This window comes from Moraxella nasicaprae (genome assembly GCF_025643275.1).
GTDB classification, from domain to species: domain Bacteria; phylum Pseudomonadota; class Gammaproteobacteria; order Pseudomonadales; family Moraxellaceae; genus Moraxella; species Moraxella nasicaprae.
In genome coordinates this window covers 21247-33971 of the sequence record NZ_CP089977.1, presented here as the reverse complement: position 1 = coordinate 33971, position 12725 = coordinate 21247, and the positions used below count along the sequence as shown (strand labels likewise).

The following is a 12725-nucleotide window of genomic DNA, read 5'->3' as shown; positions in this document are numbered from 1 at the left end:
TAGCCAAATGACCACGCCTACCCATCGACTGCACGCCATCAAAGCCTTTGATGATAACTACATCTGGCTTATCATCAAAGACCAACAAGCAATCATCATTGATCCAGGTCAAGATACTGCTGTGAGCGACTATCTTGATGATAGACAAATCAATCCTGTGGCGATTCTCATCACGCACCATCATGATGACCATATTGGTGGTGTGGCAGCGTTGCGTAAACGCTATCCTGACATTACTGTGTACGCACATAATAATCATAATGTCAATGCTGATACACTGGTCGATGAGGGGTCGATTTTTCATCTGCTCAATCTTGATTTTCAAGTATGGCAAACAGCAGGGCATACCGATACCCATCTAAGCTATCTGTGTCAAATGGCTGGGCGTACACAGGTATTTTGTGGTGATACGCTATTTAAGGCAGGCTGTGGTCGAATATTTACTGGCACAATAGAACAGATGTATGACAGTTTTGCTCGTTATCAGACATTGCCTGATGATACGATTTTTTATCCTGCTCATGAATACACGCTATCAAATCTAAAATTTGCCCAATTTTTAGAACCAAGCAACACCGACATCGCCAAGCAGATGATTGATGATGCACAGCTGCGTGCCGATGATTTGCCCACTTTGCCGACCACTTTGGCGAATGAAAAGAAAATCAATCCTTTTTTTGCCGCTTTCAATCCCAGCGATGAACTTCTGCATCAGGCAAAACAAAACGGCTTTCTTGGTCATGCTGATGATTATTTGGCATTGTTTGCTTTTCTTAGAGAGTTGAAGAATCGTTTTTGATGAATGCCATTGCTTTAATTGCCCTTGCCTTTGCGATGTCAATGGACGCATTTGCTGCTGCCATTGTGCAAGGCACGCACAAACGCACGGTAAGTGTTGCTACCGCTTTAAAAGTGGGGGCAACTTTTGGCATTACCGAAATGCTAATGCCGATGATGGGCTATTTTGTGGGGCGATTTGCCCACGCTTTTGTACAAGCCTTTGATCATTGGCTAAGTTTTATTTTGCTGGCAGGGATTGGTGGTCATCTGATTTATGAGACCATTGGCGATGGGGGCGATGAAATGCCCAAGCCCACCTCCTTTACCAAAACGCTTTTGACCGCCTTTGCCACCAGTATTGATGCAATGATTGTGGGCGTGTCTTTGGCGTTTTTGAGTGTCAATATTTGGCTGGCAGGGGCGTTGATTGGACTGACCACCTTTTTGATGACCACTTTGGGCGTATCTGTTGGGGCAACATTGGGCAAAAAGGTGGGTAAAATCGCTCAAATAATGGGCGGTGTGGTGTTAATAGCGATTGGGGTGTTTATTTTGGTAACGCATTTATTAAATCATTAGATTTTTAGTCTTTTGGGCATTGGTAATTTTTATCATAAGGGTGTCTGTCTTGATAAGGGGCAACAACATTATTGCCACTCATATAATTTCGTTTATTGGTGTCAATTTTTCTTTTGTCTAAGAAATCTTCAAAGTCTTTATAATAGGGTGTGATATAAATTTCATCGGTGCAGATATTGATATAAAAATAATCTATTTTATCATAATTTGCATTGATATTACTGGTAGAGCCATAAACTTTTCCATCTTGTACATACCAACTATCCAATGCACTCATATAACCAATCTTTGTATCTTTATAATAAATATAATGCAATCTATCCAAATGCCGATAGACTTTGACATTGCCCAAAATGGTAATGGGCTTAAAATAAAGAAAAAGTATCAATACAATCATACAAATGACAAAGAATATCAAAATATAAATTAAGGATTTTTTCATTAGTCATCAACCTCTTTTGTTTTTTAATTCATTGACTTTATCATAAACTCATCAATTTGTTGTTGGTTTCTTAATACAATGACTTTTTCTTTATATCTGGTTTGAATGGTTTGGAGTTGTTTATGATGTTTGGGTTGTCGTCCATTTTTTAATACCCATTTGCTAAATTCCCAATCTATTTTTTCATTGCAACCTTCGCCCATATCAGGGCGAGTTGTATTACGATAGCGAATATAGCGTTTTAAAACACGAATATAACATTGCCAAGCAGGTAATATCATCACAATAATTATATCGGCTTGTTCCATTCTTTTATCAAAACAAACACTGTGATAATTGCCTTCTATCACCCAATTTTTGTTGTTGTTTAAAAAGTCATTCACAATATCCATTTCATTTTCCAATGGGCGTTCTTGCCAATTGGGTAACCAATGCACGCTATCCAAATGCAAAACAGGTAATTGATGAGTATTTGCCAAAAATTTTGCCAAAGTTGATTTGCCAGAACCGCTAAATCCAATAATTGCAATTTTCATTTTTTATCCTTTAAACCACTCCCCGACTAAACACTTCCCTTAATTCAAAACTGGTATGCAGCTGGCTTACGCCTTCAATTTTGCTTAATCGGTGTAATAAAAATTCTTCATAATGTGCCATATCTTTGACCATTACCTTTAATAAATAATCTTCCGTTCGCCCTGTTACAAGACTACACGACACCACCTCATCAAACGATTTGATTTGGCTTTCAAATTCGTGGAAGCGTTCGGCGGTATGTTTATCCATACTCACCGCAACAAAGACGGACAGCGTATAGCCCAATTTGGCAGGGCTTGTTTGGGCGTGATAGCCTGTGATGATACCAAGTTCTTCTAGCCGTTTAACTCGCCGTGCGGTGGGCGTGGCGGATAAGTGGACGCTTTCGGCAAGTTCGCTAATGCTGGCTTGGGCATTTTGGCTAAGATGGCGGAGCAGTTTTTTATCAATGGGGTCTAAATTGGGGGCTTGGTTTGACATATTTTTAAAATAATAGTGAAATTGACTATATTTTAGCATAATTTTAGTGATTTTAGCTCATTGATGGGGAAAATTTTTCAATTTTAAGTGAAATTTACCAAAAAAATTTGGTATGATGTATAAGATAAGGAACTACCAAATTTGGCTTGATAAATTGATTGGGATATTTTTATGAAAAAATGGGCATTGACGACTGCTTTGGCAATGATTGTAGGTACAAGCCTGACAGGGTGTTTGGCAACCAACGCATTACACCGTGCTGGGGCAATTTGTCTTTCGGACGCTTGCAGTGATAGCAACACCAAGACCATTTCGCACACACTACTCAAAGACAGCTATATCGCCATTGCCAAGCCCAAAACGCCGATTGCAGGTTATCCCAATGCCTTATTGTTGATTGGTAAAAATTCAACGCTGATTTTGACACCCAAAAATGCCGATGATGCCAAATTTTTTCAGAGACTGTCTGAATTTGATATGCGTTATCTGTTTTTGGGCTTAGGTGATGTTACCGACATTGCAGTCAAAACACCAAATCACACCATTGACCAAGTAGAGCAACTGGTGAGTATTCGGTTCTCTCGCCATGTTGATTTACCTGCTACCACCAAAGAAAAGCAGCTGCTTGAAGATACAGGCTTTAAACTGACCTCAAATGACAATGCCTATTATGGCAAAGGTGATGTGCGTTTTGAATATGGTAAAACTTTGGCATTGAATATGACAGCAATTCCTGCCTTGCCCAATGCCGATTTGACACATACTTTTAGACAGCCGATTGAGCTTGAATTTTATTATACCGAAGAAAAATACAGTCCTGCCAAAGCAACTTTATCTGCTGTATCGCCATTGTTATTTTTGTCAGCATTGGCGATTGATGTGGTTACCTTGCCAATTCAGGCGATTGGAGTTGGGGCGTATGAAGCCATTAAAAAGTAGCCGTATAAAAGACCGTATCCATTGATGTTTTTATGTTCCTAAGCAAATGAAATAAAGAGAGAAAAATGAGCAATAGCCCAAAAATCACCCCCAAAAACCCCGCTTTTGACCATACCAAATACCGTCCGTTTGAATTTGCTCCCAAGCTAGAAAACCGTACTTGGTGCGATAAGGTCATCGACAAAGCCCCGACTTGGGCAAGTGTGGATTTGCGAGATGGCAACCAAGCCCTCATCGACCCCATGACCATTGAACAAAAGTTAAAGTTTTTTAAACTCTTGGTGGTGGTAGGCTTTAAAGAGATTGAGATTGGTTTTCCGTCAGCCGCCCAAGTGGAGTTTGACTTTACACGCCTGCTCATCGAGGGCGGTCATGTGCCTGATGATGTTACTTTACAGGTGCTGGTGCAAGCTCGTGAGCATTTGATTGACCGCACCTTTGAAGCATTGGCTGGGGCAAAAAAAGCCATCGTCCATGTGTATAACAGCACCTCCAAAGTCCAAAGGGATAAAGTCTATCAAATGTCTAAGGACGAAATCAAAGCCATCGCTGTGGCTGGGGCAACCATGCTAAAAGAAAAGGCAAAACAATACCCTGATACAGCGTGGACTTTTGAATATTCGCCTGAAAGTTTTAGCCAGACCGAAACTGATTTTGCCATCGAGGTGTGTGATGCAGTGTGCGAGGTGTGGCAACCACAAAACGGTCAAGGCGTGATTTTAAACCTACCTGCCACAGTAGAAGCCTCCACACCAAATCTGTATGCCGACCAAGTGGAATATTTTTGTCGTCATTTAAAGCATCGCAAAGATGTCATCATCAGTTTGCACACCCACAATGACAGGGGCTGTGCCATTGCCGCCGCTGAACTTGGGCTGATGGCAGGGGCTGACCGTATCGAGGGGACGCTACTGGGTAATGGCGAACGCACGGGTAATATGGACATTGTTACCATGGCGATGAATATGTACACGCAAGGCATTGACCCAGAGCTTGATTTGTCGCAAATTAGTGAGATTGCCCAAGTGGTGACTGAATGCACCAATCTGCCCATTCACCCACGCCACGCCTATGTTGGCGAGCTGGTATTTACAGCATTTAGTGGCTCGCACCAAGACGCCATCAAAAAATCCTTAGATTATAATGACAAGCACAAAGACACCGATGACCATTGGGAAGTGGCGTATCTACCCATCGACCCTGTGCATATTGGGCGAAGCTATCAAGATGTGGTTCGTATTAACAGCCAGTCTGGCAAGGGCGGTACAGCTTATATCTTGCAGCGTCATTATGGCTTTAATCTGCCTCGCTGGACACAAATTGACTTTGCCAAAGTGGTACAAAAACAGGCCGAAACTTTGGCACGAGAGCTAAAAACTGATGAATTGTTGCAAATTTTCACTGATGCTTATCTGAATCAAGAGACCTTTAAGCTCAATGATTATAGCATCAATAATCGTGGTGGTGCGGTCACTTTCCAAGGTCAAGTCGCCACCAATGAGCAAAGTTTTGAAGTGATTGGCGAGGGTAACGGTGCGTTATCAGCATTCGTTGATGGCTTGATTAAGGCGACAGGCAGACAAATTCACATCACCAATTATGCTGAGCATGCGGTCGATAAAGTATGGCAAGCCGATGGCGAAACCGACCAAACACACAACGCAGCTGTGGCTTATATCCAGCTTTCCATTGATGGGGCGATTTATTCAGGGATTGGCACTTGTAGCAGTACCGTATCTGCCATGCTCAAAGGCGTGCTATCAGCACTGGCACAAGCGTGGTAAAACCATCAAAAGCTCTGCAACTGGCAGGGCTTTTTTTATGCCAAGTAAATCAAGTAAACAAAAAGCGATGATACTTATGCCAAACCTTGTTCTTGTCGGTCTGATTTGAGGCGATGGTTTTGTCATTATGGCGTGTTTTGTGTGGTTTTTTATGAATATATTAGCCAATTTTGGTGGTTTTGTGCTATAATACCTTGATATTTTTGTGAAGATAAATTGTCTGCTGGGTTGTATTACCCACAGCTTTTTGAAGGAAGTTTTATGAGTGATTCTGTCAGTCCGATTGGCATTGTTGATGAGCTAAAACGCTCATACCTAGATTATGCGATGAGTGTCATCGTTTCTCGTGCTTTGCCTGATGTGCGAGACGGATTGAAACCAGTCCATCGCCGTGTGATGTATGCCATGCACGAGCTGTCCAATTATCACGATAAACCCTACAAAAAATCTGCTCGTGTTGTCGGCGATGTCATCGGTAAATATCACCCGCACGGCGATATAGCAGCTTATGATGCCATTGTTCGTATGGCACAGCCGTTTAGTTTGCGTTATACGCTGGTCGATGGTCAGGGTAACTTTGGCTCAATGGACGGTGATTCGCCAGCGGCAATGCGTTATACCGAAGTACGCATGCAAAAATTAACTCGCCAAATGCTTGCCGACCTTGATAAAGACACGGTTGATTGGGAAGATAACTATGACGGCTCAGAAAAGATGCCAAGCGTTCTGCCCGCTCGCATTCCAAATCTACTGGTCAATGGCATCACAGGCATTGCAGTTGGTATGGCAACCAATATGGCACCACACAACCTAACCGAAGTGCTTAATGCCTGCCTTGCCTATGCCAACAACCAAAACATCAGCACTGACGAGCTCATTACGCACATCACGGGCCCTGATTTTCCGACAGGTGGTGTGATTTATGGTCGTAGTGGTATCATGGACGCTTATCGAACTGGCAAAGGTCGCCTACATTTGCGTGGTCGTTATCACATTGAAGCGATGGGCGAGAGCGGTGCTAATAAAGACCGTGAACGCATTGTTTTTACCGAAATCCCTTATCAAGTCAATAAAGCCAAGCTCATTGAACAGATCGCCCATCTGGTCAATGACAAAAAACTAGAAGGTATTAGTGCGGTTAGAGATGAGTCAGACAAAGAGGGTGTGCGTGTCGTCATTGAGTTGCGTCGTGGCGAAAATGCAGAAGTGATGATTAACAATCTCTTTAATCAAACTGCCTTGGAGTCAAGTTTTAGCATCAACATGGTGGCATTGGACGATGGCCAACCTAGATTGATGACTTTGCGTGACTTGGTGGCGGCATTCATTCGCCATCGCCAAGAAGTAGTGACTCGCCGTACTATTTTTGAGCTAAATAAAGCCAAAGTGCGTGGTCATCTGTTAGAGGGCTTGACCATTGCTCTTGCCAATATTGATGAAGTCATCGAAACCATCAAAGCATCAGCCAACCGTGCCGAAGCTCGTGAGCGATTGCTTGCCAATACTTGGCTGGCAGGTGGTGTGGTGGCAATGCTTGAAGCGGCTGGCAGCACCTCCATTCGCCCTGATGTCATTGAGGGCGAAGACCTCAATGCACCATTTGGTTTGATTGATAATGACACACGCTATCGTCTATCACCCGACCAAGTCGGTGCTATTTTGGACATGCAGCTACACCGTTTGACGGGGTTGGAACAAGAAAAACTGACGGGCGAGTATCGTGAGATTTTAAGTGAGATTGCTCGCCTGATGATGATTTTGAACGATTTTGATGTCTTGATGGGTGTGGTGCGTCAAGAATTGATTGAGATTCGTGATGAATTTGGCGATGAACGCAGAACAGACATCGTGGACGCACGAGCTGATTTTAGCCGTGAGGATTTGATTCCAGAACAAACCGTAGTGATGACAGTTTCGCATACAGGCTATGCCAAAACCCAGCCAATCAGCGATTATCAAGCCCAAAAACGAGGCGGTAAGGGCAAATCTGCCACCGCCATGAAAGAAGATGATGTCATCGAACATCTGCTTGTAACCAGCACACACGCCCATATTCTGTGCTTTACCAATACAGGGCGAGTGTTTGGTTTGCGTGGTTTTGAAGTGCCGATTGCTTCTCGTGGCTCAAAAGGTCGTCCGCTTGTCAATCTGATTAACATCGAACCTGACGAAAGCGTGACCGCCATCTTGCCTGTGGACGACTTAAAAGCAGATGATAAATTTGTCTTTTTTGCTACCGCAAGCGGTACGGTCAAACGAGTGGCATTATCACAATTTGCCAATCTTAGAGCCAGTGGTCTAAGAGCCATTGATTTGGCAGAGGGTGATATGCTGATTGGGGTTGCTATTACAGATGGCAACCAAGAAATCATGCTGTTCTCCAATGAAGGTAAAGCGATTCGCTTTAAAGAAAATAGCATTCGTGCAATGAGCCGTGTCGCCAAGGGCGTGCGAGGTATGCGTGTTAATCTGCTTGCCAACGATTTTGATGAAGAAGACATGCCAGATGATGACAATGCAGACGATGAAAGCAGCTTTGCCATCAGCCGTGTGGTGTCGTTGGTGGTTGCTCCTGATACAGGCGAGATTTTGTGTGCTTGTGAAAATGGCTTTGGCAAACGCACACCAATCAATGATTACCCAACCAAAGGGCGTGGCGGTAAGGGTGTGATTGCCATCAAAACTTCGGAACGCAACGGTCAGCTTGTGCGAGCGGTTGCCGTCACAGGTGATGAAGATGTGATTTTAATCTCCGATAAAGGCACTTTGGTGCGTACCCCTGTTGCTCAAATCGCTACAGCTGGTCGTAATGCACAAGGCGTCAAACTCATTCGCATTGGCGAACAAGAGGCGTTGGTTGGCATGGCGTGTGTAGAGCACGAAGAGGCTGATGATGGCGAAATGACTGAAAGCAGTGATAATGCCACTGTGGAATAATGAGCCAATATAAGGGCAGATGGCAATTTGTTCTTATGGTGTCAATATGCTCAATATGGCATTATTATCATTTTACAAGTCATTAAAATAAAAATGGGGCGGTTTTTAAATCGCCCCATTTAAATTAAATAAAGGACTAATGATAAAGTGGGCGATACTATTCTAAAACCCTTTAATATCAATGATGCCCAAGAATTATTTGAATTAACCAATAAAAATCGTGCCTATCTAAAACGCACTTTGCCGTGGCTGGTAATATTACAACAGTTAATGATACCCTTAATTTTATCAATGCTTGTATTCAAGCGGATAATGATGGCAAGGGCTTGCATTATTTCATCATACAAGGCAATAAAATCATCGGCGTGGTTAATATTCGTGATTTAACGATTGATAATGGACTGATTGGTTGTTGGATTGATGAAACTTATCAAGGTAAGGGTATAACAACAAAGGCAGTTTTGCAATTGATTGAGATTGTCAAATCAAATAATCTTAGCCAAAAATTAACCCTAAGAGCAGGGTGTCATCATATCGGTAGCAATCAAGTGGCAATCAAATGCCAGTTTAAGTTTAAAGAAACTTTATTAAATGCCCAAAATCTTTATGGCACGATGATTGATTTAAATATTTATGAATTGATATTGGGGTAGGGATTTTATTTTTTTGGGTTTGATTAAAAAATAAAGCGTCTTCTTGGTTGTGATTGTCATGCGATTTTCGCTGATGACATCAATCTTTAAAATATGTTATCATCAATAAAACTCAATATAATATTTGGTAATAACAATCAAATATTTTAGTAAAAACGGAGCTTATGATGATAAACCTTCTAAAAAGCCCGCACAAAAGCCATTTTATTTTGGCAATTAATGTGCTAATTTGTATGATTTTGCTCAATGTTTTGCCTTTTTCTACGATGGAAAATCGTGGCTTGGTATTGCTTGTTTTTGCGGGGATTTTGTGGCTGACCGAAGCCTATCATATTACCGTAACGGCATTGATGATTCCTGTGCTGGCGGTGTTTGGCGGACTTTTGACCACCAAGCAGGCGTTTTCTACCTTTTCTGAACCAATTATTTTTATGTTTTTTGGTGGTTTTGTACTGGCGGCGATTTTGCAGGTACAAAATTTGGATAAAATGTTGGCAAGTTATATCATTCGTTGGTCGGGCGGTAGTCTAAAACGAGCGGTCTATTACCTGTTTGCTGTAACCGCCTTACTGTCTATGTGGATTAATAACACAGCGGTGGCGGCGATGATGTTGCCTTTGACCATTGGGCTGTTAAGTACAATTGATGTCAAAAAGTACCAGACCACCTATGCCTATACTTTGCTTGGTGTGGCGTTTTGTGCCAGCATTGGCGGCATTGGGACTTTGGTGGGTTCAACACCCAATGCCATTTTGGCAACCCAGCTTGACATTAGCTTTGCCCAGTGGTTTAAATACGGCACACCTGTAATGATTTTGCTTTTGCCAAGCCTATTATTTTCCTTGCAAGTGGTTTTAAAACCCAATTTAAATCAACAAATTGACCTAAGCAATCAAGCCGTTGAAAAGCTAAACAACACCCAAAAAATTACCCTTGTGATGTTTGCTGTTACGGTGGTTGTGCTGTGCTTTGGTTCTTTGATTAATCCTGTGCTGTCTTCTTTTCTTGGGCTAAAAGAGAAAATTGCCAATTTTGATAGCATTATGATAATGGCGATTATTTGTATTTTGATGGCACTAAAAACCGCCACTTGGCAACAAGTTCAAGAACGCACCGAATGGGGTGTGTTGATGCTGTTTGGTGGTGGATTGGCGTTAAGCCTTGTGTTAAAGGATTCTGGAGCAAGTAAAATCGTTGCCGATACTTTGGTTGCTTTTGTTGGGCAGGCTCATTGGCTGATTATTATGCTGTCGCTTGCGGCATTTATTGTATTTTGGACGGAATTTACCTCCAATACTGCCAGTGCCGCCCTTTTGACACCGATTTTTATTGCCGTGGCTCAGTCGCTTGGCGTGCCAGAAATTTCGCTGGCGGCAATTATTGCTTGTGGGGCAAGCTGTGCCTTTATGTTGCCGATTGCTACACCACCCAATGCCATTGTATTTGCCACAGGGCATATCAAGCAACAGCAAATGGTTAAAGTTGGCTTGATTTTAAATATTTGTGCCATTGCCATCATTGGCGGACTTGCCTATACTGTTTGGCGGCATCAATAATAAATCATCCATAAAATAGGGCGATGATTTGCCCTATTTTTTATGAGCAATGAGAAATAATCACCTTATCTGACCGCCATTTTGAGTCATTTTTATCAAGTAAAATCACTCATGATGACCAAAGTGATTCATCTAATATGCAAAAAATTCACTTTATCCTTTGAAAATCTAGGCCAAACATGCGATAATGGCAAGCATTCTTTTTAATAATGATTTTCTAAGGAAGTTAATGATGCAAGTTTCAAACACTTTTAAAGCACTGGTTACTGGTGGTCTATTGATGGTTTCAACGCTTGGCGTGGCAAAAGATGGCACACCAGCACAACAACCAGCACCAACCCCAGAAGAAGCCAAAATGCTGGATTTTTGTTCTTTTGCAACACTGGGCTTGGTGGCAACTGCTGATATGCGTCAAAGTGGTGTCAGCAAGGCAGAAGCAAACAAAAAACTAGACGACTTCATCAAAGAAGCGTCCAAAGATGTCACAGACAAAGAAGATAAGCAGGTCTTGGCGGATTTGGGCAAATTCTGGAAGGGTAATGTTGATGGCTTATACTCAGTTGAAGTCTTTGAAAAAGAAGAAGATAAAATCGGCTTTGTGCAATATGTGTACAATGAAAGCATGAATACTTGCATTGCTGACATCAAATCACAAAACAAACCAGCAAAATAACCTCAACCAAGACGAGAACGGCAATCTTGACCATTGATATGAATACGCCAGCGATTGATTTGGCAACAGACAATACTCCATTGGAGTCAGAGGCTTTTGTGGATTTTGACGATTTGCCATTAAGCACAGCTGTCCTAAAAGCAGTCAAGGCACTAAACTTTAAGCACTTAACGCCAATCCAATCGCAGATTTTACCGCATACTTTGGCAGCCCAAGATGCGATTGGGCAGGCTCAAACTGGCACGGGAAAAACCGCAACTTTTTTGATTACCATCATTGAAGCCTTGCTCAAAAAACCCTTTGCCAAAGAAGAGCAGCGTTATCTGGGTGAGCCACGAGCATTGGTACTAGCACCGACTCGTGAGCTGGCACAACAGATTTTATCAGATTGCCGTGAACTGACCAAATTTAGTGATTTGTACAGTTTGTGCATCACTGGCGGGGCTGATTTTGATAAACAAGCTACCCAAATCAATAAAAAGCCACTTGATATTCTTATTGGTACACCCGGTCGAATTATTGATTGGGTTAATAAGGGCGTGTTATTTCTTGACCGTGTTGAGGTCTTTGTCTTAGATGAAGCTGACCGCATGCTTGACATGGGTTTCATTCCTGATATTAAGCGAATCGTGCGTCATTTGCCCGCCAATACCGACCGCCAAAGTTTGTTATTTTCAGCAACTTTTAATACCGATGTGATGAATTTGGCGTATCGCTGGCTATATCAACCTACCTTTGTGGAGATTGAACCAGAAAGCAAGACCAATCACTTGATTGACCAGCAGTTTTATCTTTTGACCGAAAAAGAGAAAATGACGGCATTGCGTCAGATTTTATCCAAATCAGAAGTGACCAAAACCATCATTTTTGCCAATCGCAAAGACCAAGTCAAGCGATTGTATGACAATTTACGCAAACATCATCAGGTAACCATGCTGTCAGGCGATGTCGCTCAACAAAAACGAGAGCGATATTTGCAGCGTTTCAAAGATGGCGAGGTGGATATCTTGGTGGCAACCGATGTGGCAGGTCGAGGCATTCATGTGGACGACATCTCCCATGTCATCAATTACACTTTACCAGAGATACCTGACGATTATGTGCATCGCATTGGACGCACAGGTCGTGCAGGTGTGTCTGGGGTGTCCATCAGCTTCGTGAGCGAAAATGATGCCTTTAACCTGCCTGCATTGGAGCATCATTTGGACATGAAGTTTAAGCTCAAACAGTTTGAATTTGACGATGGTCAGGACAGAGAATAACCCAAGATTATCAAGATGGGTTGGTCAGGCATTGACCTAAATTATCCCAAATCTTGGGTCAATCACGCCACCAGCCCATCAGTATGCCAATCAACGACAGATA

12 protein-coding genes are annotated in these 12725 nt (G+C 42.4%); 9 read left to right on the top strand and 3 right to left on the bottom strand.

The annotated features are described in order from the left end of the window. Positions 1-7 precede the first annotated feature (7 nt). Both gloB and LU297_RS00145 read left to right on the top strand, forming a co-directional pair. Positions 8-799, top strand: coding sequence for a hydroxyacylglutathione hydrolase (gloB, locus tag LU297_RS00150; protein WP_263076408.1), 792 nt, complete (start codon positions 8-10; stop codon positions 797-799). Beyond that, complete coding sequence (locus LU297_RS00145; protein ID WP_263076407.1) at positions 799-1359, top strand: manganese efflux pump MntP; 561 nt, start codon at positions 799-801, stop codon at positions 1357-1359. The genes gloB and LU297_RS00145 overlap by 1 nt, the downstream gene beginning before the upstream one ends. A 4-nt stretch (positions 1360-1363) precedes the next feature. On the opposite strand, the gene LU297_RS00140 is transcribed toward LU297_RS00145, so the two are convergent. The 3 genes from LU297_RS00140 to LU297_RS00130 form a co-directional block, all read right to left on the bottom strand. Then, on the bottom strand, positions 1364-1636 hold the full coding sequence (locus LU297_RS00140; protein ID WP_263076406.1) for a hypothetical protein: 273 nt from the start codon (positions 1634-1636) through the stop codon (positions 1364-1366). Positions 1637-1824: 188 nt separating this feature from the next. After that, on the bottom strand, positions 1825-2337 hold the full coding sequence (locus tag LU297_RS00135) for a P-loop NTPase family protein (RefSeq protein WP_263076405.1): 513 nt from the start codon (positions 2335-2337) through the stop codon (positions 1825-1827). A gap of 10 nt (positions 2338-2347) precedes the next feature. After that, on the bottom strand, positions 2348-2818 hold the full coding sequence (locus tag LU297_RS00130) for an Lrp/AsnC family transcriptional regulator (RefSeq protein WP_263076404.1): 471 nt from the start codon (positions 2816-2818) through the stop codon (positions 2348-2350). Between the two features lie 171 nt (positions 2819-2989). Between LU297_RS00130 and LU297_RS00125 the strand changes: the two genes are divergently transcribed. The 7 genes from LU297_RS00125 (at position 2990) to LU297_RS00095 (ending at position 12622) form a co-directional block, all read left to right on the top strand. Continuing rightward, positions 2990-3757: a hypothetical protein gene (locus LU297_RS00125; RefSeq protein ID WP_263076403.1), complete on the top strand. Its 768-nt coding sequence runs from the start codon at positions 2990-2992 to the stop codon at positions 3755-3757. Between the two features lie 65 nt (positions 3758-3822). After that, a complete protein-coding gene (gene leuA / locus LU297_RS00120) occupies positions 3823-5541 on the top strand; it encodes a 2-isopropylmalate synthase (RefSeq protein WP_263076402.1) in 1719 nt (572 codons plus the stop codon). A gap of 261 nt (positions 5542-5802) precedes the next feature. Next, positions 5803-8478 carry a DNA gyrase subunit A gene (gene gyrA / locus LU297_RS00115; RefSeq protein ID WP_263076401.1) on the top strand — a complete coding sequence of 892 codons (2676 nt, stop codon included), beginning with the start codon at positions 5803-5805 and terminating at the stop codon, positions 8476-8478. 245 nt (positions 8479-8723) lie between these two features. Beyond that, positions 8724-9131, top strand: coding sequence for a GNAT family N-acetyltransferase (locus LU297_RS00110; protein ID WP_263076400.1), 408 nt, complete (start codon positions 8724-8726; stop codon positions 9129-9131). 167 nt (positions 9132-9298) lie between these two features. Beyond that, positions 9299-10687, top strand: coding sequence for an SLC13 family permease (locus tag LU297_RS00105; protein ID WP_263076399.1), 1389 nt, complete (start codon positions 9299-9301; stop codon positions 10685-10687). 232 nt (positions 10688-10919) lie between these two features. Beyond that, complete coding sequence (locus tag LU297_RS00100) at positions 10920-11360, top strand: hypothetical protein (protein WP_263076398.1); 441 nt, start codon at positions 10920-10922, stop codon at positions 11358-11360. 38 nt (positions 11361-11398) lie between these two features. Then, the gene (locus LU297_RS00095; RefSeq protein WP_263076397.1) at positions 11399-12622 is read left to right on the top strand and encodes a DEAD/DEAH box helicase; all 1224 of its coding nucleotides are present in this window, start codon (positions 11399-11401) and stop codon (positions 12620-12622) included. Positions 12623-12725: the final 103 nt, after the last annotated feature.